This window comes from Streptomyces lacaronensis (assembly GCF_047337785.1).
GTDB classification, from domain to species: Bacteria; Actinomycetota; Actinomycetes; order Streptomycetales; family Streptomycetaceae; genus Streptomyces; species Streptomyces lycopersici.
On sequence record NZ_JBLHDK010000003.1, the window covers coordinates 2,252,138 to 2,274,804 of the forward strand.

The following is a 22,667-nucleotide window of genomic DNA, read 5'->3' on the forward strand; positions in this document are numbered from 1 at the left end:
CCATGGCTGAACTCGGACCCGTCGCCTGGCCACCTGCCCCGATAAGGACCGAACGGCTCGTGCTCCGCGAGTCCGAGGCCCGGGACCGTGCGGAGCGTCCGGGGCACGTCCGTCCGGGTGCCGGGGAGGCCGAGCTCGGCTACATGCTCCTGCCGGAGGCGTGGGGACGCGGCTACGCCGCCGAGGCGTGCGCGGCGGCACTCGGCTGGTTCGCCGACGCGCTTCCCGGCGAGCCGGTGGTGCTCTGCACCCAGACCGCCAACGACCACTCCATGCGCCTCGCGGCGAAGCTGGGGTTCACCGAGGTGGAGCGGTTCGAGGCGTGGGGCGCCGAGCAGTGGTTCGGCGTGTTGTCCTCGGTCACGCCACTGGTGCGCTGATCAACCCGCGGTCGCAGAAGCAGCCCCTCCGGTCGGCGGCCTCAGCGTCGGACCGCCTCGCGATCAGCGGGTGTCCACGATTCCACCCGTGACGGCGATCACCTCGCCCACCGTGTAGGAGTCCGCGTCCGAGGCCAGATACACGTATGCCGGTGCGATTTCCTCCGGCTGAGCCGGGCGGTGCAGCGGCGCTTCGCTGCCGAGGTCGGCGAGCCCTTCGCGTGGCATGTGCTCGTCGGCGTTGTTGAGAACCGTCCGGGTGGGACCGGCCACGTCGGCATCCGCCAGCACCTGCCCGGCTTCGTCGAGGCCGAGCAGCGCCTCGTCGAAGCGCCCTACCCGACCTGGACGATCATCGGGGTCAGCGGCCTCGCCAGCCCGGGACTCCTCGTCGAGATCCGCGCGACCGCCGCGTATCCCGACGCGTCCCGGTAGGCCACCACTCCTGGGCCCGCTCCCGGGCCCAGGAGCTTGTCACGATTGACGGTTGCGTGTTCGCGATCCAGGGCCGATCAGGAATCGCAGAGGCCGGTGCAGGCGTACAGCCCCAGGGTGCCGCAGCCGAATTGCGTGGTGGAGCAGTCGAAGTCGAACTGACACTTGATCACCGTGCCACACCATGGGTCGGCCTGGGAGCAGTTGCAGTCACGCAGCAAGGCGGACGCCGCGCCGTGCGGCGCTTCCCTGTGTGCCGTCCCCGGGTCGGTGGGCGAGCCGAGAATGGTGAAGAGCGCGGCGGCCTCGTCGTAACCGAAGGCATCACGTGCTCGACGTCCGAAGTCGACATCCCACGCACTGGGCTCTCGGCGCGGGGCGCTCAGCCCAGCTGGGGTGGCGGCGGCGTGAGCGGCCGCGAGCACCGCGGACTGGTCACGGGTCAGATCCGGGTTGCTCGCCCGGTAGCGGTCGAACTGCTCCCGCCATAGGGCGCTGCGAAGTCGCGGTGTGATCTGCCGGTAGATGGCACGGCGGTAGTCGAGCGGATAGCCGACGAAATCGTCGTACGTGGTGGGCAGCTTATGGGCGTTTGCGCGTACCCAGGCACCGGCGGGGTCGCTGGCGTAGGCAGGGAGCTGTCCGCGGATGATCAGCGTTCCGGCGATGGCGGTTCCCGCACCGAATTGCAGGAACTTCTTTCGGGTGACGCCGCGGCCGTGCTCCTCGTCGTGGGCGGCGGAGAGTTCATCGCGCAGCCCGCCCAAGGCGTATGTGACCTTCACCGATGACACAGGGCCGAGGTGCCGCAGCAGGGGGAGGACCATCGAACGTCCGGTCCACGCGCGTACCGAGCCGACGGTGACATGGAAGAGCACGGGTTTCCATTCAGCGTCCTCACCCAGGGTGGCCTGTCGCCACTCCATCGCTTCCGGGTGATTCAGCGGAACGGTCTCCAGTCGTCCGGAGCAAGCTTTCCGAATCCTCTCGGACAGGCGCCTGCAGCTACCACAAGACGAGTCGAAGGCTAATACCCAACGACTCGACGGAACGGATTCCCGAGATGTCATTGCGTCCCTCCGTCTGTGAGAGAACAAGAGGTATAGCGCGGGCTCGACGGGACGGGTCCCGTCGAGCCCGCGCACCCCTACGCGGGTCGGCCGTCCTCCAGGCGGGAGAGCCAGGTCGTGAGCAGTGCTTCGAGCGTCTCGGCCTCCGCCGCGGACGTCGCCGCTCTGCGGGCGCTGCCCGCGGGGCTCGTGGCGGTGTCCCCGCTGACGATGACGCTCATCGCCTGGCCCCTGGTGTCCGAACGGCCCAGGACCGCGCACCTGTCCGGTGCCGTGGTCGGGCTCGCCGGGGTGTGCCTCATGCTGGACCGTGGGTCTGATCGGGCTGCTCAATCAACCTGACACGCGCCCGCACCCCGCACGGGACTCCTCGCCCTCCCACCCCAACACCGGTGAGGACACTGGGACTTTGGCTAGGGTGCTCCTGAAAGGCAGCGCGGGGAAGCACTCATGAGGTACGGGTGGCTCCATGCCACGCACGTTGAGTTCAACGAAAACCCGCGCCGCGCTCCGCGTATCGGCGCGCATCTCTCTCGAATTGCTTCTGATCCTCGTCATGGCCGCGGCGGTCCTGTGGGCCCTGGGCCAGATGTGGTCGGTCATCTGGCCGCTCGTCGTCGGCCTGCTCCTCACGACGCTGACCTGGCCCCTGGCCCGCCTTCTGCGCGGCTGGGGGTGGCCTCCCGCGCTGGCCGCCTCGGTCGTGACCCTGCTGTTCCTCCTGGTCGCCACGGGTATCGTGGCGCTGATCGCGGTGCCCGTGGCATCCCAGTCCGGTGAACTGGCCGACGGTGTGACCGAAGGCATCCAGCGGGTGCGTGAATGGGCCGCCGGGCCGCCGCTGAACATCGACGATGCCCAGATCGCACAGGCCACCGACACCGCGGCCGCCCGCTTGCAGAGCAGTGCCGGCAGCTTGGTCACCGCTGTCGTCGCGGGTGTGAGCACGGTGGTCGACGGTGTGATCACCGCCGTCCTGGCGCTCTTCTTGATGTTCTTCTTCCTCAAGGACGGCCCACGGTTCCTGCCGTGGCTCGCCCGCCAGCTCCCCGGTCGGCTCGCCACCGACATTCCCGCCGTGGCCGAGCGCAGTTGGGACACCCTCGGCGCCTTCGTGCGGTCCCAGGCGCTGGTCGGTCTGCTCGACGCCATCCTCATCGGACTCGGGCTATGGGCTCTGGGAGTACCGCTGGTGCTGCCGCTGGCGGTCCTGACCTTCATCTCCGCGTTCATTCCCGTCGTGGGGGCCTTGTTCGCGGGTGTGGTCGCGGTGCTCATCGCGTTGGTGTTCAACGGTCCGACGGACGCGCTGATCGCGCTGGCGATCATCATCGTGGTGCAGCAGCTCGAGGGCAATGTGTTCCAGCCCATGATCCAAAGCCGCGGCCTCGGCCTGCACGCGGCGGTCGTCCTGCTGGCGGTGACACTGGGCAGCAGCCTGGCCGGGATCGTGGGCAGTCTGCTCGCCGTACCGGTGGCCGCGCTGATCGCGGTGGCCTGGAACTACGTGCGCGAACAGCTCAGCCATCCGGCACAGGAGCCGGAGAGCGACGAGCAGCCCGCCGGTGGCGTTGTCGTGTCGTAGCCCCTCGGCGTCGTGCGCCGGGGGCGAGGCCCCCGGCGCACGACGGTGAGCGTGGGAGCGGTTCACAGTTCGCTGAGCCAGGACTCCACTGTCATGACTCGCGCGCCTCGTCCGGGGAAGATTCGCTCCATGAGGACGTCATGGACGTCCGCCTCGGCATCCGCGCAGGCATCGCTCAAGACGGTGGCCCTGTAGTCGCGTGCACTCGACAGTGAGCTGGGTGCGCATTGAGAGGCTCTTACGGTCTTCCTAGGGCCCTGGCCTCCATCGCCGGCCGGGTCGGCTACGGCAGCCCGCACGCACTCTCACACGCCTTCCAGCGGGAGTTCGGCACCACCCCGGGGCGGTACCGCAGGGCCGCGGCCCGGGGTGGAGAGGGTCAGGGGGTCAGCGGTCGCAGCTGAGGGCGCGGAGGGAGATGGCGTCGCCCATCACGCGCATACCGGTGTCATTGGGGTGGAGGTGGTCGCCGCCGTCGTAGGCGGGAAGCATCCGGGTGGGCGCCGCGGGGTCCCTGACGGCCTCGTCGAAATCGACGACCGCGTCGAACTCGCCGCTGGTGCGGATGAAGGCGTTGACCTGTTGGCGGACCGTCTCGTCGACGGCCTCGTACTCCCGCCAGCCCTCGTACGGCATGACGGTCGCCCCGACCACGCACCTGCCACGCGCGTGGGACCTGGCGATGATCTGCCGGTAGCCGGCGATGAGGTCGTCGGCCGTGGGGCCCGGCGTGGCCTTGATGTCGTTGATGCCCTCCAGCAGGATCGTCGTGCGCACTCCGGCCTGGGAGAGCACATCCCGGTCGAGTCGCTTCAGCGCGCTCTCGGCCGAGCCATCGGCGAGGATCTTGTTGCCGGAGATTCCTTCGTTGGCGACGCCCTTGAGCCGGGAGCGGGGGTCGGCGAGCAGCCGTCGGGCGAGGAAGTCCGGCCAGCGGCGGTTGGTGTCCTGAGTGGAGGCGGAGCCGTCGGTGATCGAGTCGCCGAAGGCGACCACGGCGCCGATGCCGCGCGGGGGCCGTACGACGGCGGCGTCCAGGTAGTACCAGGAGGTGATCTGCTGGGAGTAGGCGGCGGCGCCCTCCTCCGCGGCGTGGTCGCCGACCGGTGCGACGTATTGGGTCGAGCGGGCCCCCTTGTGGCCGGTCGCGAGGGTGCCCGCACTGCGCACGTAGAGGCTGATCGCGAGGTCGGACTGGGGCCGGACGTCGCCCGGCAGCGGATCGCTGTAGACGATGCCGCCCGCCGGTACGGTCACCGACGACGCGCCGCGGAAGGTCAGCCGCCCGTTGCTGCCGGGCACGACCGCCGCCCCGGACCCGCGTACCCCCGCGTAGGCGTGGCCGAAGGTCACCGGCTGGTCGCCGTAGGCGTTGGAGAGCCGGATGCGCAGGTCCCGGCCGCCGACGCTGGTGTGGACGACGAACCGGTAGGTCAGGTCCTGGGCGGCGGTTCCCGCCGGGTAGGCGCTGGAGGCCCAGGTGACGACGGAGGAGCGGGGGGCGGGAGGCGTCACGGGCTGGGCGGCGTAGGACTCGGTTCCGGTGGCCACGAAGGCCCCGAGGGCGGCGGCCGTCGCGGCCAGGAGGCCGAGGGCGCGTGCGGATAAGCCCGGTCTCTGCATGATGCGGCCTTTCCTTCTCTCGACAGGTCAGTGATCGGATGAATTGATACGCAATTCCGACCCGGCTGTCGAGAGGGAAGGCCAAACTGCCCGAGATTAGCTGCTCGTCACCCCACTGTCATCGGATCTATTCGATGGACGTACGTACGGTGTCGTCATCGCACGCGCGTGTACCGATGCACACCGTCGGCGCGGGCCGCCGTCACCCGCCCCCGCAGCACGAGGACATCCAGGTGTGCGGCCGTCTCGTTGATCGCCAGCATCTGGTTGAAGGCACTCAACTCCCCGAACGGCACCGCCCGGCGCGTCCAGGCGAGCTTCCGCGCCACCGCGTGGGCGTCGAGCGTGTCCTCGCCCAGCGCCGCCAGACTCCTGTCCAGCCGGTCGTCGTGGTGGGCGAGCAGTTCGGCGACCCGGGTGTGGGTGGAGTCGGCGACCGGTCCGTGGGCGGGCAGCAGACGGGCGTCGGCGTAGCGGGTCATCAGCCGCAGCGAGTCCAGGTAGTCGGCGAGCGGGTGGCCGCCCGGCTCGGCGAGTTCGAAGCCGATGGACGGGGTGATGTGCGGCAGGACGTGGTCCCCGGAGAACACCAGCCCCCGCTGTTCGTCCAGGAAGACCACATGGCCCTTGGTGTGTCCGGGAGTGGGCACGACACGCAGTTCGCGCTCGCCGAAGCGCAGCGTCTCCGCGCCGAGCCATTGATCGGGGGCCTCCCAGACACTCGGATCGTAGCCGCCGTGGCCCATCGCCTCGATGCGGTCGGCGAGTTCCCCGGCGCCCGCCGCGCGCAGGGTCCGCAGCGAACCCACGGGCTGGTCGCTGCGCAGTCGGCCGAGCATCTCCAGCCCCGGGCGCTCCCCCGCGCCGAGGTAGACGCGCGAGCCGAGCAGCCGACGCAGTTCCACCGCCTGTGTGTAGTGGTCACGGTGGATATGGGTGACCAGGATGTGGCTGATGTCGCCGGGGTCGCGGTCGATGGCGGCCAGGGCCTCCTCGAGCGTCTTGCGCGCCTCGGGGATCGCCCAGCCCCCGTCGATCATGACGATACCGCCGTCGTCGTCCAGATCCTCCAGGAGGTAGACATTCACGGCGTGCAGGCCGTCGTTGGGCAGCGGCAGCGGCACGCGGTGCACCCCTGGCTGTACGGTCTGGATTCCGGCCGTCGCCCATGGAGCCTGGTCGAACCGCGCTGTCATGATCCTCCTTCGCGGGTGTGCAGCCTGACGGCCAGGTCCCGGGCCCCGCCCCGGTCGAGCTTGCCGACCTTCGTCTGGGGCAGTTCCTCGACGTCGTAGACGTACTCGGGCCACTTGGTCTTGGACAGACCCACGCTCTCCAGATGGCCGGTCACCTCGGCCAGTTCGACGCCGCCACCGTCCTCGGCGACGACGAGCAGCGCCACGCGTTCGCCGAGGACATCGTCGGGGACCGGCGTGACACAGGCCCTGGCCACGCGCGGATGACTGGCGACCGCGCGCTCTATCTCGGTGATGTCGATGTTGCGGCCGCCCCGGATGATGATGTCCTTCTCGCGGCCCATGATGCTGATGGTGCCGTCCTCGTGAGCCACCAGCAGATCGCCGGTGGGCAGGTAGCCGTCCTCCGTCAGTGCCGGTGGATCGGTTCTGCCCTCGCGGGCGTATCCGAGGAAGAGGGAAGGACCGCGGACCTGCGCCCGGCCGGTCACCCCCGGACCGGCCACCTCCCCTTCGGGGGTCAGTGCGCGCACGTCCGTACCCGGGAAGGGACGGCCGTCCCTGCCGAGCCGGATCTCCTCGGGGTCGTCGGGGCTCGGCGTGGTGTGGCCCAGGCACTCGGACATGCCGAAGACACGGAGGATCTTCGTGCCCAGGGACCGTTCGGCCCGCGCCAGCGCCCCGCGGTCCATGGGCCCGCCGCCGACGGTGATCGACCGGACGCCCCGGAGGATGCCGGAGCCGGCCGCTTCGGCGCCCATCTGCAGCGCCATGGTCGGTACGCACATGGTCCAGCGGACACCGGCGTCAGCCATCCGCCGCAGTGCGACCGCCCGGTCCCACTTACCCGTGAGGGCGAGCGGTCCGCGCAGCACGAGGGAGAGATAGACCCCGAAGCAGTACGCCGCCGTGGACGACAGCGGCACGATCGCGGCGACGGCGTCGCCCGGCGCCAGGCCGTTGGCGGCGATGGTGCTGTCGGCGGCGTACCGCAGGGCCCGCTCGGACTGTACGACGCCCTTGGGCCGCCCGGTGGAGCCGGAGGTCAGGCCGATGAGGGCGCCGCCCGACCACCGCGCCACGTCGCGCTGCTGGGGTGCGGACCGGCAGGTCCAGCCGTCGAGGACGGTCCGAGCCGGGCCGGGGAGCCGGGTGTGGACGGCCCACTCGTCCATCGCCGAGGGCTCGGCGACGACCGCGTCGGGGCGGATGTCCTCCCATGCGGCGGCGAACTCGGCGGGGGTGGTGTGCCGATTGACCACCGCGAGGACCCCGCCCCGCAGGCCCACGGCGAGGGTGGCGGCGACGGTGCGCCATGAGTTGTCGGCCTGGACCAGGACGGTGCCCACCGGCCCGCCGCCCGCCGGTCCGTCGGGCGCGTCGGCGGACAGTGCTTCTGCCAGCCGTACGGCCTCCTCGAGCAGTTCCCTGGCCGTATGGCTGCCCGTGTCGTCGATCACGGCGATGAAGTTGGCTTCGTCCGCCTGCTGCTGGAACTCCCGCACTATCTGTCGCATCTGGCCCCTCGTCGCCCTGTGCCGTACGCCGTTTGCCCGGATAGCCGGGAATCCTCAGGCGGTGAACATCTCCGCCTCGTGCCCCATGACCGCGATCCGGCGGCCCTTCATGTCGCCGACCTGGGCGACGGCATCGGCCCACTCGGGGCTCGCGAGGGCCTTGCTCAGGTCCTCGGGCGAGTCGAAGCCGAGCACGGACATCCCGTCCCAGCCTTCGGAGCGCGGCTCCAGGGCGGCGTCGATCTCGGTGTGACGCCACGAGCGCAGCCCGGGCAGGCGGCGGGTCAGCTCGGCGTGGTCGTTGCGCCACCACGTGATGAACCGCTCGTGGGTCCACTCCGGGGGCCGGGCCGCCAGCAGGACGAGGTTGTACATGACGGTGCTCTCCATGGGGTCGAGGGTCAGGTGAAGCGGATCTCGGACGAGCGCCCGATCAGCAGGCGCCGCAACCGGCCTTCGCCGTTCACCTGCCCGGCGGCGACGAAGCTGGCCTCGGGGACGCCCCCGCGCCGTACCTCGCCCAGGAAGAGCTCGTCCTGGCCGAGGGTGGTCGCCGAGAGCAGATGGTGGGTGCGGGTGCCCTTCTCGCGCTGTTCGAGGTAGCCCACCAGGGCGGCACGGTCCCCGGCGAAGTCGGTGGCGTTGCCGTCGCCGGTGGAGAACAGGATGGAGAGCGAGAAGTCGTCGCTGATCAGGTCGAGGATACGGGACGGCTCGTCGCCGTCGAGGATCTCGAACCACGCGGTGAGGAAGGGGGCCGTGGCCGGGGTGTCCGTCATGCCCGGCTCCCGTCGCCCTGTCCGGTGTCCTGCCGGGCCCAGTCGACCAGTTCGAACGAGGTGGTGAAGAAGGACTGGTAGCGCGCGATGAGCCCGCCGGGCGAGATCACCGCGGCCGAGAGGAAGGAGCCGGTGTACCGCCCGCCCTCCGTCACCACCCCGTACACGGTCTCGAGGTCGCCCTCCCGGCTGTGGCGCAGGATCTCATGCGACCGTTCCTTGGGATTCCGGCCGGCGATGTACGCGGCGAAGTCCTCCTTGGACTCGCCGGTGACCTCACTGCCCGGCAGGGCGATGAGGAATCGGAAGTCGGGTTCGAGCAGGTCCAGCGTCCGTTCCGGATGGTCGCTGTCCATACTGGCCATATATGTGCGCAACGCCATGACTGCGCCCTTTCGATTGGCGGTCGAGCGCTCCCGGGGGACCCGGAGCGTCCACGGGCCCCAGATCAACCTGAGTTCAGTTCAATTCAGATTGGATGTTAATCCCGGAGAAACACGGCTGACAAGGGTCCGTGGAACGCGAAACGGCCCCCGGCGGATATCCGCCGGGGGCCGGAAGCGACAGGGGGTCGTTCAGGGGATCACGTGGCGACCATACGCACGCAGGCGCCCTCGATCAGTTCGCTGACCTCCGACAGCGGCGTCGGCCCCGAGGGCCGGTACCACCGCCAGACGCTGACGATCAGGCCGAGCACCCCCGAGCCCAGCAGTTGCGCGTCCCGGAGCGGGAACGCACCCATGGACATGCCCTTCACCAGCAGGTTCGTCCAGTTCCGCTCGACGAGCTGGACCAACTTGCGGGCCTCGACGCGCTCGGCCTCCTCCCGCTTGGACTTGCGCGTGCCGGAGAGCAGGTCCATGTGGTTGTGGAGGATCCGCATCTGCAGCACCTCTTGGTCCGAGACGTCGTAGGCCGCGCGGACGGCCGCCCGGAGCGCCTCGGTCGGCTCCTCGACGCCCTCGGTCGCCTCCGTGAACTTGTCGTGGGAGCGCTGGAGCTCCAGCCGCATGATGGTGAGCAGGCAGTGCGTCTTGGACTCGAAGTAGTGGTACAGCGCCGTCTGCCCGATGCCGACCCGCTCGGCCACGGTGGACCACTTGGTGGCCTCGAACCCCGTCTCGCCGAAGCAGTCGACGGCGGCCGCGAGGATGGCGGCACGCTTGGACCTCGGTCCCGCTTCCGGTTCAACGATTCTCGTCGCCATGCCTCGTCTCCTGGCCGAAGTCCACCTTGTCCGTACCCGAGAGTAGCCCCAAGCTGAACTCAGTTGCCAATCGACGTGAATGGGCCGTGCTCAAAGGCGTTCCAATACCGTCGCGTTCGCCATGCCGCCGCCCTCGCACATCGTCTGCAGGCCGTAGCGTCCGCCGGTCCTGCGCAGTTGGTGGACGAGCGTGGTCATGAGCCGGGCGCCGGTGGCGCCGAGCGGGTGTCCGAGCGCGATGGCGCCACCGAAGGCGTTGACCCGCTCCGGATCGGGGCCGATCTCCTTCTGCCAGGCGAGGACGACGGAGGCGAACGCCTCGTTGATCTCCACCAGATCGATGTCGCCGATCGCCAGCCCGGCCCTGTCCAGGACCTTCTCGGTGGCGGGGATGGGACCGGTCAGCATATGGATCGGATCGGAGCCGACGACGGCCATGGTGTGCACCCGCGCGAGCGGGGTCAGTCCGTGGCGGCGCACCGCCTCCTCGGAGGCGATCAGCAGGGCGGCGGCGCCGTCGGAGATCTGGCTGGAGACCGCGGCGGTCAGCCGGCCGTCCTCGGTGAGGCTCTTCAGCCCGGCCATCTTCTCCAGGGTGGTGTCGGCGCGTGGCCCCTCGTCGGCGGTGAGCCCGAAGGCCGGGGTGATCTCGTCGTCGAATGCGCCGTCGGCCTGGGCGGCGAGGGCCCGCTGGTGGCTGGTGAGCGCGAACCCCTCCATCTCCGAGCGGGAGATGCCCCATTTCTCGGCGATCAGCTCGGCGCCCCGGAACTGGGAGACCTCCTGGTCCCCGAAGCGCTCGCGCCAGCCGTCCCCCGCGTACGGGCTGCCCATACCGGCCTGTTCTCCGACGTACATGGGACTGGCGATGGGCACCAGGCTCATCACCTCCACCCCGCCGGCGACCACCAGATCGGCGGCCCCGGAGCCGACCGCCTGGGCGGCGAAGTGCACGGCCTGCTGGGATGAGCCGCACTGGCGGTCGATGGTGGTGCCGGGGACGTGCTGGGGCAGCCCCGCCGACAGCCATGCGGTACGGGCGACGTTGCCGGTCTGCGCGCCGAGCTGGCTGACGCAGCCGAAGTACACGTCGTCGATCGAGCCCGGGTCGGCCCCGGTGCGCTCCAGCAGGGCGCGCAGCGCGTGGGCGCCGAGATCGGCGGGGTGCACACCGCTGAGCGCGCCCTTGCGGCGGCCGACGGGGGTCCGGACGGCTCCGACGATGAATGCTTCCGACACGGTGGGGCTCCAGGGGTTTCGGGGAGGAGTCAGGTGCTGGGGACGGCGGGTGTGAAGTCGGGCGTCCGCTTGCCCAGGAAGGCGGCGACACCCTCACGGCCCTCGGCGGAGGCGGCCGCGGCGGCGATCGCACGGGCCTCGCGGTCCAGGTGCGTGCCGAGGTCGGAGGTCTGCCCGGTGGCGACGAGACGGCGGGTGGCGCCGAAGGCGGCGGTGGGCCCGTCGCGCAGCGCCTCGGCCGTGCGCAGCGCCTCGGCGGCCAGCCGGTCGGCGGGGACGACCCGGCTCACCAAACCGATGGTCTCGGCTTCCGCCGCCGCGATACGGCGGTTGGTCAGCAGCAGGTCCAGGGCCCGCTTGGGGCCGACGAGCCGGGGCAGGAACCAGCTCACTCCGGCGTCCGGTGAGTAGCCGATCCGGGTGTACGCGGTGGTGAACGAGGCGTCGTCGGCGGCCAGGGTCATATCGGCGGACGCGGCCAGGCCGATTCCCGCGCCGGCGACGGCTCCCTGCACGGCGGCCACCACGGGCGCGTCGCCCGCCGCGAACGTGCGCAGCGCGTCGTGGAGCGCGCCGGTCACCGCGACGAGGTGCCGCTCCAGTGGCTCTCCGGAGAGCCGGGAGAACTCCCCGAGGTCGCCGCCGACGCAGAAGGACTTCCCCTCGCCGGTCAGCAGCACGGCCCGTACGGACTCGGTGGCGCAGACCCGCGCCGCGTGCAGCAGTCCGCGTGCCATGTCCAGGCCGATGGCGTTGCCCGCCGCGCCCCGGCGCAGGGTGACACGGGCCAGACCGTCGTCGATCTCGATGCCGACGCTCATCGCGCAGTCCATCCGCCGTCGACGGTCAGGACTTGGCCGGTGCAGTACGAGGAGGCGTCCGAGGCGAGGAACAGCAGCGCGCCGTCCAGTTCATGGGCCCCGCCGCCGCGCCGCAGCAGGGTGTTGCGCTCGACCCAGCGGCTGGAGCGCTCGTCGCCGAAGAGGTCCGCGGTCATCTCGGTGCGGAACCAGCCCGGGGCGAGCGCGTTGACGCGGGTTCCGGTCGCGCCCCACTGACCGGCCAGTTCCCGGGTCAGCCCGATCAGCCCGGCCTTGGACGCCGCGTAGCTCGCGCCGCCCAGCGGGGCGGCGGTGACCAGGCCGAGGATGGAGGAGACGTTGATGACGCTCCGCGGCGGGTCGCCTTCCACTGCGGGTGCCTCCGCCACCAGGCGCGCCAGGTGGAAGGGGGCGGTGAGGTTGACGCCGAGGACGTCGGCGAAGGCGTCCGGGGATTCGTCCTCGGCGCGGGTCTCCCCGGATGTGGCCGCGTTGTTGACCAGGATGTCGATGCGGCCGGTGGCGCCCAGCGCCGTCCCGGCCAGCCGCGCGCGTTCGGCGGCGAGCGAGACATCGCAGGCGACCGGGTGGATGCGGGTGTCGGAGTCGGCGAGTTCGTTCAGCTTCTCGATGCGCCGGGCGGCGGCGAACACGGTGGCCCCGGCCTGTGCGAGGACGGCCGCGAAGCGTGCGCCGAGCCCCGCGGACGCGCCGGTGACCAGGGCCGTCCTGCCCCGGAGCGAGAACAGCTCGGCGGCGGGCCGGGGCACGTTCCGTGGCGCGGTCATCCCTCCGTCCCCCTCGGCGAGTCGTGGCGCGGTCATCCCTCCACCCCGATCGGCAGGGCGGTCGCGCCACCGTCGAGTACCAGGGTCTGGCCGGTCATCCAGGAGGAGGCGTCGGTGGCCAGGAACAGCGCCGCGTGTGCCACGTCCTCGACCGTGCCGAGGCGCCGCAGTGGCAGCTTGGCGGTGAGGATCGGCTCACGGACCTCCCATACCGCCCGTGCCAGCTCCGTCTTGATCAGTCCGGGGGCGATGGCGTTGACGCGGGCGCGCGGGCCGAGTTCGTAGGCGAGTTGCCGGGTCATGTGCAGCATGGCGGCCTTGGTGGCGTTGTAGTAGCCGATGTGCGGATCGACGACGAGCCCGCCGACGGAGGCGATGTTGACCACCGCTCCCCCGTGCTCGGCCATCCAGGCCCGCCAGGCGCACCGGGTCCAGGCGATCATGCCGTACTGGTTGACCCGGGCGGTCTTCTCCGCGCGCGGCAGATCCAGGTCGAGCAGGTCGCCGTGGTACGGGTTGGTCGCCGCGTTGTTGACGAGGACGTCGACCCGGCCGAAGCGGGCCATGGTCTCCTCGACGCACCGCTCGGCCTGGTCCGGTTCACCGGCGTTCGCCACCACCGTGTGCACATCGCCGTCGCCCTTGACGCGCAGCAGCTCCTCGCGCGCCTCGGTGAGTCCGGCCGGTTTGCGGGCCGCGATCACCACGTGGGCACCGGCCGCCCGGTAGGCGGTGGCGATGCCGAGGCCGATGCCCCGGGATCCGCCCGTGATGACGGCCACCTTGCCGTCGAGGCCGTTGGCGCTCACACTGCCCCCGTTGTCGGCTCGGTCTTCTTCTTGTACTGCGCGAGTTCCTGGCGGGCCACGGTCCGCAGATGGACTTCGTCGGGGCCGTCGGCGATGCGCAGCGCCCGGGTGATGGCATACAGCCGGGCCAGCACGGTGTCGTCGCTGACCCCCGCCGCGCCATGGGCCTGCACCGCCCGGTCGACCACCTTGTGCGCGACCTCCAGCGCCGCGACCTTGATGGCGGCCACCTCCATACGGGCGGCGGCGTTGCCGACGGTGTCCATCAGCCAGGCCGATTTGAGGACGAGGAGACGCACCTGCTCGATCTCGATGCGGCTGCGGGCGATCCACTCCCGGACCACTCCCCGGTCGGCCAGTGGCCCGCCGAACGCGGTGCGTTCGGTGGCGCGCTCGCACATCAGCCGCAGCGCGCGCTCGGCGAAGCCCACGGCGCGCATCGCGTAGTGCATACGGCCGGGACCGAGCCGTCCCTGGGCGAGCGCGAAGCCCTCGCCCTCGCCGCCGAGGATGTTCGCGACCGGTACGCGGACGTCCTCGAAGAGCACATCGCCGTGTCCGAGCCGGTCGGTGTAGCCGAACATCGGCAGGTCGCGCAGGACCGTGACGCCCGGGGTGTTCCGGGGGACGAGCAGCATGGACTGCTGCCGGTAGGTGGGCGCCTCCGGATCGGTCTTGCCCATCAGGATGATCAGCTGGCAGTCGGGGTCGAGGATCCCGGAGGTGTACCACTTCCGGCCGTTGACCACGTACGTGTCGCCGTCGCGGGTGATACGGGTGCGGATGTTGCGCGCGTCGGAGCTGGCGACCTCCGGCTCGGTCATGGCGAAGCAGGAGCGGATCCGGGCGTCGAGCAGGGGGCGCAGCCAGCGTTCCCGCTGCTCCGGGGTGCCGTACAGCGCGAGCAGCTCCATGTTGCCGGTGTCGGGCGCCGAGCAGTTGAACACCTCGGGGCCGATGATGGATTGGCCCGCCAGCTCGGCGAGCGGCGCGTATTCGAGGTTGCTGAGCCCCGCGCCCCAGTCGCCGTGCGCCATGAAGAGGTTCCACAGGCCCTCGGCGCGGGCCTTCGCCTTCAGCTCGGCCATCACCGGCGGCAGGGCGTGCGGATCGTCCCCTTCGGCCAGCTGCCGGTCGTACGTGGCTTCCGCGGGGAAGACATGCTCGTCCATGAACGACCGCATGCGGCCTTGGAGTTCACTCGCCCGTGGCGAGTATCCGAAATCCACGAGTGCTCCTGTTCGGTGGGGGCGTTACCGCTGCCGGGTCAGCCGAGGATGTCGCGTGCGGTGCGGATCATCGCGGCGATGGTGGGTGGCAGGCGTTCCTGGTCCGGGTCGTGGTGTTTGCCCTCGCGGTGGCGGCGCAGGTTATGACCCATGATCGCGGCCATCTTCATGCGGCCGAGCGCCCGGAACCAGTCCATCGCGGGCAGCGCGGGCCCGCCGTCGCCGTAGGTGTCCAGCAGTTCCGCCTCGCCGGGCAGGCCGGGCACCGCGTGTCCCAGCCGGGGGAAGTTGCGGTGGTCGGCGAAGAGCAGGAACCAGCCCAGGTCGATGCGGGGATCGCCGACGCTCCAGATCTCCCAGTCCACGACGGCCACCGCCCGCTCGTCCGCGCACAGCACATTGCCGAGCCGGAAGTCCCCGTGCAGCAGCACCGGCGGCAGGCCGCCCGGTACGCCATCGGCGAGACGTACCAGCAACTCCTCCCCGCCGGGCCGCAGTTCGGGAGGAACGGCACGCAGGGTGCGGCTCCACCGGTCCAGCTCGCCGGAGGGATCGAGCGGTGCGGGCGCGTCGAGCCCGGGCGTGTGCACGTCGGTGCCGTGCAGCCGCCGCAGAACGGACGCGATCTCCAGCATTCGGGCGCGGGCCGTCGCGGCGGGTACCTCGTGGTCGTCCAGTACCGGCTCGACGGCCTCACCATCCGCGAAGTCCATGGCGAACCAGGCGGGTTGCGCTTCGTCGACGGCCACCACTCCCGGTACCGGCACCGCGGACCCGGCCAGCGCGCCCAGCACCCGTGCCTGGCGCAGCACATCGTTGCGTCCGACGGGCCGCTGCCCCGGTGGCACGGCCTTGACGACGTACCGGGCGTCCCCGGCCGCGACCTCGTACGTCAGCCCGGAGTGGCCGCCCGGCAGCACCCTCAGCTCACCGACCGAGGCGCCCGGGTGGTGGCGGGCGAGCCGGTCGCGGACCCGGGCGGCCAGCTCCGGCGCCTCGGTGGCCATGCTCATCGGACGGGCTCCTTGGGCAGGCCGAGGACGCGTTCGGCGAGGATGGTGCGCTGGATCTCGTCGGTGCCGCCCGCGATGCTGTAGCCGGGGGCGCCCAGCAGGTGCTCCGTCCAGGCGTACGTGCCCCACTCCCCCGTGTCCGCCACCAGGCTCGGCCCCAGCAGCTCGGACACCAGGTCGCTGGTGCGCCGCATGGTCTCGGTGGCGTACAGCTTGCCGACCGACGCCTCCGCGCCGGGTTCGCGCCCCGCGACGAGGGCGGCGGTCACCCGCAGCCCCATGAGCCGCTGGACGAGGGTGCGGATGTGGAGGTCGGCGGCGCGCTGCCGCTCGGCGCCGGTGAGGGGGCGCGGCAGATGACCGGCCAGGTCCAGCGCCCGGTCGGCGTTGTCCAGGCCGAGGCCACCGGAGTCGAGCCGCTCGGCGGCCAGCACGCTGAGCGTGACCCGCCAGCCCTCGCCGACCGGCCCGAGCCGGTCGGTGTCCGGCACCCGCACACCGTCGAGGTAGACCTCGTTGAAGCTGGTGCCACCGGTCATCTGCCGGATGGGCCGTACGGTGACGCCCGGCGCGTCCATGCGCACCATGAAGACGGTGATACCGGCGTGTTTGCGGACGTCCGGATCGGTGCGGCACACCGCCACGCCCCAGGTCGCGACGCGGGCACCGGAGGTCCACACCTTGTGCCCGGTCAGCACCCAGCCGTCGCCCTCGCGCACCGCTCTGGTGCGTACCGCGGCGAGGTCGGAGCCCGCCTCGGTCTCCGAGAACAGCTGGCAGGCCAGCTCATCGGTGCGCAGCAGGGGTACGAGCCAGCGGCTCTTCTGCTCCTCGGTGCCCCACAGGCCGATGGCGGGGGCGACGAGCGCTTGTGTCACGGGGAAGATCTCGGGGCGGTGGGGTACGTCGAAGGCCGCCTCTTCGGCGCGGTAGAGCTGCTCGTAGTACGCGGGCAGCCCCTGTCCTCCGTACTCCCGCGGCCAGTTGAAGGCGGACCAGCCCTGGTCGTAGCGGGTGCGTTCCCACTCCTGGACGCGGGCGGTGTGGTCGCGCTCCTGCTCCTCGGTCCAGTTGTCGAACACGGCGACGGAGTCGGGGCCACTGCCCCACTCCCCGTCGGCGGCGCGGGGCCGGGCGACCCCGGCGAGCCACCGCCGGGCCCTCTCGCGGAACTCCTCGGGTCCCGGGATATCGCTCATCTCTTCCTCCACCCCCGATCGGCGGGCCGTTCGGCGGGACGTTTCAACGGGACAGGACCGTGCAGGCGCTCACGCCGGGGGCGCCGTACACATGGGTGAAGCCGATCCTGGGACGGTCCGGGACCTGCCGGTCCCCGGCCCGTCCGCGCAGCTGCTGGACGACTTCGTACACCTGGCGCAGCCCCGAGGCGCCGATGGGTTCGCCGTTGGCGATACAGCCGCCGTCGGTGTTGACCGGCAGCTTTCCGCCGATCCCGGTGGCACCGGAGGCGACCAGCCGTTCCTGTTCGCCGTCCTCGCAGAACCCGCACTCGGCCATGTGCATCACTTCGGCACCGCTCTCGGTGTCCTGTAGCTGGCAGACGTCCACGTCGCCGGGACCGAGTCCCGCCTCCTCGAAGGCGGCGGCCGAGGCGTCACGGCTGACGCTGGTCAGTTCGCCCCCGGGGATCCACGGGCTGAACACCTCGAACGAGCCGAAGCGCCGGGTGCGTACGGCCGCCGAGCGCAGGGTGACCGGCGGGCCGTCCAGCGCGCGGGCGGCCTCGGGCGAGCAGAGGACCAGCGCCGCCGCGCCCGCTCCCGGGGAGCAGAACATATAGCGGGTCAGCGGATCGCTGACCATGCCGGACTCCAGGATCTCCTGGGCGGACATCGGCTTTCGGCGCCATGCCTCGGGGGTCAGACCGCCGTTGCGATACGCCTTCTCGGCCACGAGGGCGAGGGTCCGCGGGGTGATTCCGTGGTCGTGCATATAGCGTTGGATCTTCATGCCGAAGAACTGGGTGGTCACCATCAGCCCGTCGCTGCCGTACTCCACGCCCAGGCCCCAGTCCTCGGGCCTCGGGTCGAAGGCGCCGCGCGGGTGTTTGTCGAAGCCGACGGCGAGGACGACGTCGGCCATGCCGGAGCGGATCGCGTTCACGGCGGAGACCAGCGCGCTGCCACCGGTGGCACAGCCGTTCTTGACATTGACGAACGGCAGTCCGGTCAGGCCGAGTTGGGCCACCAGGGTGTCCGCCAGACCCGCGCTGTCGCTGCCGCCGAACGCGGCCCCCACCCGCGACCACTCGATTCCGGCGTCCGCCAGCGCGGCGTTCACGGCCGAGACGGCCAGCTGCCGGCCGGTCGTCTCCGACCACCGGCCGAACGGGGTGCGCCCCGCGCCGCAGATCAGCACATCGGTGCTCAAGAGCCCTCCTCGCTCAGGGTCGTGGGCCTGGCCCGGGGCACCCCGGGACCGGCGGTCACGGAGAGGGGCATGCCGATGCGGATGCCGTCGAGGTCGTCGAGGTCCAGGACGGCGGCCACTCGTACGTCGTCCGCCAGCTCGACATAGCCGAGGGCGAACGGCACGAAGCCTCCGGGCGGGGGCTCGTAGGGCGGCGACTTGGGCGCGTACCGCTGCACCGTCCAGGTCCACAGCGTGCCCGTGCCCTGGAGGGCCACCGGATCGGCCGGCCCTCCACACCGCGGGCAGGCGTCGTCCGCGGGGTAGACCGTCACCGAGCAGCCGGAGCAGCGTGCGCCCTGGAGCCCGGCGGTGGCCTGGCTCCGCGGATCCGTGGTCATCGGGATCAGCGCCCCTGCCACTTGGGTTCGCGCTTCTCCAGGAAGGCCGAGACGCCCTCGTTGGCGTCCTCGGAGTTGAGCGCGACGCCCACGGCGAGGTGCTCCATCACCATCAGCGACTGGGTGTCGGCGTCCAGGCTACGGTCGATCGTCATCTTGGTGAGCCACATGGTGAAGGGGCTCTTGTCGGCGAGGTGGCTGATGAACTCCTCGACCGTCGCGTCCAGCTCGTCGGCCGGGGCGGACTTGTTGATCAGCCCGAACTCGGCGGCCTCTACGCCGGAGAGGAGCTTGCCGGTGAGCATCAGCTCCTTGGTCTTACGGATGCCGATCATGCGCGGCACCCGGTAGATCGGTCCGGCCCCGCCGAACAGCGCGCGGCGGATGTGGAAGTCGCCGATCTTCGCGTCGTCGGCCGAGATGGCGAAGTCGCAGGAGATCATGATCTCGAAGCCACCGGCGGTGACATGGCCCTCAAGGACCGCGACCGAGGGCGTCTTCATCGAGTACAGCCGGTCGCACACCTTCGCGGACTTCACCGCGACGTCGATCGCGTTCGACTTGCCGACGTACTCGGCCTTCAGGCTGTCGAGGTCGAACCCCGAGCAGAAGGTGCCGCCACGGCCGCGCACCACCAGGACCCGCAGGTCAGGATCCTCGTCCACCTCGGTGATGATCTCATCGAGCCGGTCCAGGATCGGCACGGTGACGCAGTTCTTCTTCCACGGACGGTTGAGCCACACCCGGGCGACGTGGCCGTCGCGCTCGAACTGGATCTCGTCTTCCGTAGTCATCCCTCACCCCTCTGAAACTGAACTGAATTCACTACAACTCTGGGAGCCGGAGACCTCCCTGTCAACCCCCTGATCGAGCCAATCGAATCTGATTCAGTCCCGCGACCGTCGCTGCTCGACCTGATCGGCCTGGACACAGCCCGGGGCGGCTCAGGTGCCCGCTCAGGCGGCGCCACGGGGGGCGAGGCCGACGCGTTCGGCGAGCCGGGCCCGGTGCTGGTCCGCCGTGCCGAACAGCACCTCGGCGGCACGCGCCCGGCGTACGTACAGATGGGCCGGGTGCTCCCAGGTGAAGCCGATACCGCCATGCAGTTGGACATACTCGGCCGTCGCCAGGCGGAAGGTCTCGGAGCAGACCACTGCGGCGGCACAGGCGGCCACCGGCAGCTGCGGTGAGGCGACGGCCACACAGGCGGTCGCGTACGCGGATGCCGAGCGCGCCGCCTCCAGCGCCACCAGCGCATCGGCCAGCCGGTGCTTGACGGCCTGGAAGGACCCGATGGGACGCCCGAACTGGTGGCGCTGCGCTACGAATTCAACCGTCGCGTCCAGCGCGTGCCCGCTACCGCCGAGCTGTTCGGCCGCCAGCGCGGCCCGTCCTGTGTCCAACGTCGCCGAAACCGTGCCCTCGGCCTCCTCCGCCGTACCCACGGCGGTGGCCGGGGCGCCCCGGAACTCCACCAGCGCCTGGCGCCGCGTCTCGTCCAGGACGCGGCGCGGAGTACGCAGGGCGGTGTCGGGGGCGGGCTCGCAGGCGAAGAGCCGGGGCCCGGCAGGCGTTCCGGCCCGCACCAGGAGCAGATCCGCGCCGGCCCCGTCGAGCACGAAGTCCGCGCGTCCGCGCAGCACCCAGCCGTCGCGGTTCTCCTGTTCCGCGGCGACGCCGGGCTCGTCGGCGTCGAAACCGGCCACGGTGGCGGTGAGCGTGCCGTCGGCGATCCGGGGCAGATAGCGCTCGCATGCCGTACGGTCACCGCTGAGCAGCAGCGCGTGGGCGGCCAGGACCACCGTGGGCAGCAGTGGCGCGCAGTACAGGGCGCGCCCGGATTCCTCCAGGGCCACGGCCAGTTCGGCGAAGGTGAAACCCGACCCGCCGTACTCCTCCGGAACGGCCAGTCCATGGATTCCGATCTCGCCCGCGAGCCGCGCCCAGAGCGCTTCGTCGTATCCGCGCGGGCCGGCCAGATGTTTGCGCACATCCTCGACGCCACTCGCCTCGGCGTAGAGGTCGCGCAGGACGGTGCGCAGCTGTCGCTGCTCGTCCGTCTCGGACAGCAGCTGGGGGTCGATCTCGGGGCGGCGACGGTGCATGGGATCTCCATCGTGCTCGTACCACGGGCGGCGGCTTAAAGTATAGAAACTGAACTCAGTTCAAGACGGTAGGCACCGAACTCCGGGCGGGCAAGACCCGCACCCGAACTGCTCCGGACACCCGCTCAGGCGGTGAACCGGCCGCCGTTGGCGAGCAGCACCGCGCCGACCAGGTTCGCCGCGGCATCGCTCACGAGAAAGAGGGCGATCTCGGATATCTCCTCGGGCGTCGCGTACGGGCGCACCCGCGGGTCGGCGAAACCGGCCCGCAGCGCCTCGGGGGTGCGGGCCGCCATCCCCGTCTCGGTGGGCCCCGGCGCCACCACGTTCACGCGGATCCCGGACGCGATGACCTCCTTGGCCACGGCCTGGGCCAGCGCGTGCACACCCGCCTTGGAGGCCGCGTAGTGGGGATAGCCGACGGGCGCGTCGAAGGCCGACGACGATCCGATCACCGCGATCGCCCCGGCCCCGGCGGGCCGCATGACCCGCACCGCGGCGCGCAGCACATGGAACGTCCCGTCCAGGTTCACGCGCAGGACCCGCCGCCAGGAGGCGTCGTCGAGGGAGTCGGTCACCTCGACCGGCCGTCCTTCGGCCGTCGCGTCCGCGATGCGCCGCTTCGCCTCCGGATCGTCGACCCCCGCCGCGTGCACCAGGACGTCGAGCCGCCCGTACCGGCGCAGTACGTCCCGGAAGGCGCCGTCCACGGCCGCCGCGTCCGTCACGTCGAGTGCGATCGCCCCGGCGCCGGGCAGCTCCTCGGCGACCGCCGCGGCGCCCTCACCGTTCACGTCCGCCAGGACGACGGCCCCCGCCCCCTCCACGGCCAGCTGCCGGGCGACCGCCGCGCCCATGCCGGAGGCGGCTCCCGTCACCATCGCGACCCGGCCGGCGAACCTCCCGGTGCGGACATCTTCGCCTGTCATATCGACTCCATTCAGTTGCCCAGGACATCTATTGAACCGACTTCACCTCTGTTACCGTGGCAGCCGTGGCGCTGACAAGACCCAGGACGGTGAAGATGAGGGCTCTGCGGCTGACGGCCTGGGGCGAGACTCCGGCGCCGGCTGAGGCCGAGCGGCCCGTCCCCCACGGCACCGAAGTGCTGGTGCGGGTCGAAGCCGCCGGGCTGTGCCGCTCCGATCTGCACGTCATCGACGCTGCTCCGGGGGCGCTCCCCTACCGGCTTCCGTTCACCCTCGGCCATGAGGTCGCCGGGCGGGTCACGGCCCTGGGGCCGGATGCCGACGGGGTGGCGGCAGGTGACCGCGTGGTGGTCTACGGGCCGTGGGGCTGCGGCTCCTGCGCACGTTGTGCCGCGGGCTCCGACAACTACTGCGACCGGCGTGACACCCTCGCCTGGCACGGGGCGGGACTGGGCCGGGACGGCGGAATGGCCGAATATCTGCTCGTCCCGTCCGCCCGCCTCCTGGTGCCGATCGGCGACCTGCCGGCCGACCAGGCCGCCCCGCTCTCCGACGCGGGCCTGACCTCCTACCACGCCGTGTCCGGGCTCCGGCCCGCACTCGGCGAGGGCACCACCGCCGTCGTCATCGGTGTCGGCGGGCTCGGCCACCTGGCCGTCCAAATCCTGCGCGCCACCACCGAGAGCCGGGTGCTGGCGGTCGATGTCCGGGAGGACGCCCTGGCTCTCGCGGACCGCTCCGGCGCGGACTTCTCCACCCTGATGCGGCCGGACACCGCCCGCGCGCTGCGGGCGCGAAGCGGTGACGTGGGGGCGGACGCCGTGCTCGACTTCGTCGGAACCGCACAGACACTGGAACTCGCGATCAGCGTCCTGCGCCCCGGTGGCGAACTCGCCGTCGTCGGAAGCGGGGGCGGCAGCCTGACGGTGTCCAAGCCGGGTGTCCTCCCGGCCGGTTTCCGGCTCTCACTGCCCTTCTGGGGAACTCGCCACGAATTGGCAGGGGTCGTCACGCTGGCACGTTCGGGGGCGCTGCGCGTCGAGACGGAACGCTTCCCGCTGTCCGCCGCTCCGGAGGCGATCGACCGGCTTCGCCGGGGCGCGGCCCGGGGCCGGACCGTGCTCGTCCCCGACTGATCACATTCGCGGTGAACTGATGGCTCCGGCTCATC

The 22,667-nt window shown here is 71.2% G+C and carries 25 protein-coding genes and 2 pseudogenes; 6 read left to right on the forward strand and 21 right to left on the reverse strand.

What is annotated here, in order from left to right; genetic code table 11:
• Positions 1–2 precede the first annotated feature (2 nt).
• Positions 3–380 (forward strand): GNAT family N-acetyltransferase, encoded by a 378-nt coding sequence (locus ACMTAK_RS09965; protein ID WP_413805873.1) that lies wholly within the window; start codon positions 3–5, stop codon positions 378–380.
• Positions 381–443: 63 nt separating this feature from the next.
• On the opposite strand, the pseudogene ACMTAK_RS09970 reads toward ACMTAK_RS09965, so the two are convergent.
• Positions 444–650: pseudogene (locus ACMTAK_RS09970) on the reverse strand (SDR family oxidoreductase); the annotation flags it as partial.
• Between ACMTAK_RS09970 and ACMTAK_RS09975 the strand changes: the two are divergent.
• Positions 609–815: a RidA family protein gene (locus ACMTAK_RS09975; RefSeq protein ID WP_413813276.1), complete on the forward strand. Its 207-nt coding sequence runs from the start codon at positions 609–611 to the stop codon at positions 813–815. The pseudogene ACMTAK_RS09970 and the gene ACMTAK_RS09975 sit on opposite strands and share 42 nt — an antisense overlap.
• 77 nt (positions 816–892) lie before the next feature.
• On the opposite strand, the gene ACMTAK_RS09980 is transcribed toward ACMTAK_RS09975, so the two are convergent.
• Positions 893–1,741 carry a bacteriocin fulvocin C-related protein gene (locus ACMTAK_RS09980; RefSeq protein WP_413805874.1) on the reverse strand — a complete coding sequence of 283 codons (849 nt, stop codon included), beginning with the start codon at positions 1,739–1,741 and terminating at the stop codon, positions 893–895.
• A gap of 261 nt (positions 1,742–2,002) precedes the next feature.
• Between ACMTAK_RS09980 and ACMTAK_RS09985 the strand changes: the two genes are divergently transcribed.
• The 3 genes and pseudogenes from ACMTAK_RS09985 to ACMTAK_RS09995 form a co-directional block, all read left to right on the forward strand.
• Positions 2,003–2,227, forward strand: a complete 225-nt coding sequence (locus tag ACMTAK_RS09985; protein ID WP_413805875.1) for a hypothetical protein — start codon at positions 2,003–2,005, stop codon at positions 2,225–2,227.
• Between the two features lie 127 nt (positions 2,228–2,354).
• Positions 2,355–3,470: an AI-2E family transporter gene (locus ACMTAK_RS09990; RefSeq protein ID WP_413805876.1), complete on the forward strand. Its 1,116-nt coding sequence runs from the start codon at positions 2,355–2,357 to the stop codon at positions 3,468–3,470.
• A 254-nt stretch (positions 3,471–3,724) separates the two neighbouring features.
• Positions 3,725–3,874 (forward strand): annotated as a pseudogene (locus tag ACMTAK_RS09995) (helix-turn-helix domain-containing protein); the annotation flags it as partial.
• On the opposite strand, the gene ACMTAK_RS10000 reads toward ACMTAK_RS09995, so the two are convergent.
• The 19 genes from ACMTAK_RS10000 to ACMTAK_RS10090 form a co-directional block, all read right to left on the reverse strand.
• Positions 3,858–5,093, reverse strand: a complete 1,236-nt coding sequence (locus ACMTAK_RS10000; protein WP_413805877.1) for an SGNH/GDSL hydrolase family protein — start codon at positions 5,091–5,093, stop codon at positions 3,858–3,860. The pseudogene ACMTAK_RS09995 and the gene ACMTAK_RS10000 sit on opposite strands and share 17 nt — an antisense overlap.
• A 155-nt stretch (positions 5,094–5,248) precedes the next feature.
• On the reverse strand, positions 5,249–6,289 hold the full coding sequence (locus ACMTAK_RS10005; RefSeq protein WP_413805878.1) for an MBL fold metallo-hydrolase: 1,041 nt from the start codon (positions 6,287–6,289) through the stop codon (positions 5,249–5,251).
• A complete protein-coding gene (locus tag ACMTAK_RS10010; RefSeq protein WP_413805879.1) occupies positions 6,286–7,806 on the reverse strand; it encodes a class I adenylate-forming enzyme family protein in 1,521 nt (506 codons plus the stop codon). Before ACMTAK_RS10010 ends, ACMTAK_RS10005 begins: the two co-directional genes overlap by 4 nt.
• A gap of 54 nt (positions 7,807–7,860) precedes the next feature.
• Entirely contained in the window at positions 7,861–8,181 is a 321-nt protein-coding gene (locus tag ACMTAK_RS10015; RefSeq protein WP_413812841.1) for an EthD family reductase, read from the reverse strand.
• 26 nt (positions 8,182–8,207) lie between these two features.
• A complete protein-coding gene (locus ACMTAK_RS10020) occupies positions 8,208–8,585 on the reverse strand; it encodes a hypothetical protein (RefSeq protein WP_413805880.1) in 378 nt (125 codons plus the stop codon).
• Positions 8,582–8,968, reverse strand: a complete 387-nt coding sequence (locus ACMTAK_RS10025; protein WP_413805881.1) for a nuclear transport factor 2 family protein — start codon at positions 8,966–8,968, stop codon at positions 8,582–8,584. The genes ACMTAK_RS10020 and ACMTAK_RS10025 overlap by 4 nt, the downstream gene beginning before the upstream one ends.
• 200 nt (positions 8,969–9,168) lie before the next feature.
• Positions 9,169–9,792, reverse strand: a complete 624-nt coding sequence (locus ACMTAK_RS10030) for a TetR family transcriptional regulator (protein ID WP_413805882.1) — start codon at positions 9,790–9,792, stop codon at positions 9,169–9,171.
• Between the two features lie 90 nt (positions 9,793–9,882).
• The gene (locus ACMTAK_RS10035; protein WP_413805883.1) at positions 9,883–11,031 is read right to left on the reverse strand and encodes an acetyl-CoA C-acetyltransferase; all 1,149 of its coding nucleotides are present in this window, start codon (positions 11,029–11,031) and stop codon (positions 9,883–9,885) included.
• 29 nt (positions 11,032–11,060) lie between these two features.
• The gene (locus ACMTAK_RS10040) at positions 11,061–11,852 is read right to left on the reverse strand and encodes an enoyl-CoA hydratase/isomerase family protein (protein WP_413805884.1); all 792 of its coding nucleotides are present in this window, start codon (positions 11,850–11,852) and stop codon (positions 11,061–11,063) included.
• Positions 11,849–12,676, reverse strand: a complete 828-nt coding sequence (locus ACMTAK_RS10045; RefSeq protein WP_413805885.1) for an SDR family NAD(P)-dependent oxidoreductase — start codon at positions 12,674–12,676, stop codon at positions 11,849–11,851. Before ACMTAK_RS10045 ends, ACMTAK_RS10040 begins: the two co-directional genes overlap by 4 nt.
• Positions 12,673–13,449, reverse strand: a complete 777-nt coding sequence (locus ACMTAK_RS10050; protein WP_413805886.1) for an SDR family oxidoreductase — start codon at positions 13,447–13,449, stop codon at positions 12,673–12,675. Before ACMTAK_RS10050 ends, ACMTAK_RS10045 begins: the two co-directional genes overlap by 4 nt.
• Entirely contained in the window at positions 13,446–14,678 is a 1,233-nt protein-coding gene (locus tag ACMTAK_RS10055; RefSeq protein ID WP_413805887.1) for an acyl-CoA dehydrogenase family protein, read from the reverse strand. The genes ACMTAK_RS10050 and ACMTAK_RS10055 overlap by 4 nt, the downstream gene beginning before the upstream one ends.
• Positions 14,679–14,716: 38 nt before the next feature.
• The gene (locus ACMTAK_RS10060) at positions 14,717–15,691 is read right to left on the reverse strand and encodes a phosphotransferase family protein (RefSeq protein ID WP_413805888.1); all 975 of its coding nucleotides are present in this window, start codon (positions 15,689–15,691) and stop codon (positions 14,717–14,719) included.
• Positions 15,688–16,890, reverse strand: coding sequence for an acyl-CoA dehydrogenase family protein (locus ACMTAK_RS10065; protein WP_413805889.1), 1,203 nt, complete (start codon positions 16,888–16,890; stop codon positions 15,688–15,690). Before ACMTAK_RS10065 ends, ACMTAK_RS10060 begins: the two co-directional genes overlap by 4 nt.
• Positions 16,891–16,933: 43 nt before the next feature.
• A complete protein-coding gene (locus ACMTAK_RS10070; protein WP_413805890.1) occupies positions 16,934–18,082 on the reverse strand; it encodes a thiolase family protein in 1,149 nt (382 codons plus the stop codon).
• Positions 18,079–18,462: a Zn-ribbon domain-containing OB-fold protein gene (locus ACMTAK_RS10075; protein WP_413805891.1), complete on the reverse strand. Its 384-nt coding sequence runs from the start codon at positions 18,460–18,462 to the stop codon at positions 18,079–18,081. The genes ACMTAK_RS10070 and ACMTAK_RS10075 overlap by 4 nt, the downstream gene beginning before the upstream one ends.
• 5 nt (positions 18,463–18,467) lie before the next feature.
• Positions 18,468–19,256, reverse strand: a complete 789-nt coding sequence (locus tag ACMTAK_RS10080; protein WP_037953706.1) for an enoyl-CoA hydratase/isomerase family protein — start codon at positions 19,254–19,256, stop codon at positions 18,468–18,470.
• A 162-nt stretch (positions 19,257–19,418) separates the two neighbouring features.
• Positions 19,419–20,567: an acyl-CoA dehydrogenase family protein gene (locus ACMTAK_RS10085; RefSeq protein ID WP_413805892.1), complete on the reverse strand. Its 1,149-nt coding sequence runs from the start codon at positions 20,565–20,567 to the stop codon at positions 19,419–19,421.
• Positions 20,568–20,692: 125 nt separating this feature from the next.
• Positions 20,693–21,496 carry an SDR family NAD(P)-dependent oxidoreductase gene (locus ACMTAK_RS10090; RefSeq protein WP_413805893.1) on the reverse strand — a complete coding sequence of 268 codons (804 nt, stop codon included), beginning with the start codon at positions 21,494–21,496 and terminating at the stop codon, positions 20,693–20,695.
• 95 nt (positions 21,497–21,591) lie between these two features.
• Here ACMTAK_RS10090 and ACMTAK_RS10095 point away from each other — a divergent pair, with 95 nt between their 5' ends.
• Positions 21,592–22,632: an NAD(P)-dependent alcohol dehydrogenase gene (locus ACMTAK_RS10095; RefSeq protein ID WP_413812842.1), complete on the forward strand. Its 1,041-nt coding sequence runs from the start codon at positions 21,592–21,594 to the stop codon at positions 22,630–22,632.
• The last annotated feature ends 35 nt before the right edge of the window (positions 22,633–22,667 follow it).

Bases quoted from the DNA above. Each gene is read 5' to 3' on its own strand.
- ACMTAK_RS09980 (WP_413805874.1), bottom strand. From the start codon at position 1,741: ATGGAGTGGCGACAGGCCACCCTGGGTGAGGACGCTGAATGGAAACCC.
- ACMTAK_RS10015 (WP_413812841.1), bottom strand. From the start codon at position 8,181: ATGTACAACCTCGTCCTGCTGGCGGCCCGGCCCCCGGAGTGGACCCAC.
- ACMTAK_RS09990 (WP_413805876.1), top strand. From the start codon at position 2,355: ATGCCACGCACGTTGAGTTCAACGAAAACCCGCGCCGCGCTCCGCGTA.
- ACMTAK_RS10065 (WP_413805889.1), bottom strand. From the start codon at position 16,890: ATGAGCGATATCCCGGGACCCGAGGAGTTCCGCGAGAGGGCCCGGCGG.
- ACMTAK_RS10045 (WP_413805885.1), bottom strand. From the start codon at position 12,676: ATGACCGCGCCACGACTCGCCGAGGGGGACGGAGGGATGACCGCGCCA.
- ACMTAK_RS10090 (WP_413805893.1), bottom strand. From the start codon at position 21,496: ATGACAGGCGAAGATGTCCGCACCGGGAGGTTCGCCGGCCGGGTCGCG.
- ACMTAK_RS09965 (WP_413805873.1), top strand. From the start codon at position 3: ATGGCTGAACTCGGACCCGTCGCCTGGCCACCTGCCCCGATAAGGACC.
- ACMTAK_RS10085 (WP_413805892.1), bottom strand. From the start codon at position 20,567: ATGCACCGTCGCCGCCCCGAGATCGACCCCCAGCTGCTGTCCGAGACG.
- ACMTAK_RS10075 (WP_413805891.1), bottom strand. From the start codon at position 18,462: ATGACCACGGATCCGCGGAGCCAGGCCACCGCCGGGCTCCAGGGCGCA.
- ACMTAK_RS10025 (WP_413805881.1), bottom strand. From the start codon at position 8,968: ATGGCGTTGCGCACATATATGGCCAGTATGGACAGCGACCATCCGGAA.
- ACMTAK_RS10040 (WP_413805884.1), bottom strand. From the start codon at position 11,852: ATGAGCGTCGGCATCGAGATCGACGACGGTCTGGCCCGTGTCACCCTG.
- ACMTAK_RS10095 (WP_413812842.1), top strand. From the start codon at position 21,592: ATGAGGGCTCTGCGGCTGACGGCCTGGGGCGAGACTCCGGCGCCGGCT.
- ACMTAK_RS10005 (WP_413805878.1), bottom strand. From the start codon at position 6,289: ATGACAGCGCGGTTCGACCAGGCTCCATGGGCGACGGCCGGAATCCAG.
- ACMTAK_RS10000 (WP_413805877.1), bottom strand. From the start codon at position 5,093: ATGCAGAGACCGGGCTTATCCGCACGCGCCCTCGGCCTCCTGGCCGCG.
- ACMTAK_RS10060 (WP_413805888.1), bottom strand. From the start codon at position 15,691: ATGAGCATGGCCACCGAGGCGCCGGAGCTGGCCGCCCGGGTCCGCGAC.
- ACMTAK_RS10030 (WP_413805882.1), bottom strand. From the start codon at position 9,792: ATGGCGACGAGAATCGTTGAACCGGAAGCGGGACCGAGGTCCAAGCGT.
- ACMTAK_RS10080 (WP_037953706.1), bottom strand. From the start codon at position 19,256: ATGACTACGGAAGACGAGATCCAGTTCGAGCGCGACGGCCACGTCGCC.
- ACMTAK_RS10010 (WP_413805879.1), bottom strand. From the start codon at position 7,806: ATGCGACAGATAGTGCGGGAGTTCCAGCAGCAGGCGGACGAAGCCAAC.
- ACMTAK_RS10020 (WP_413805880.1), bottom strand. From the start codon at position 8,585: ATGACGGACACCCCGGCCACGGCCCCCTTCCTCACCGCGTGGTTCGAG.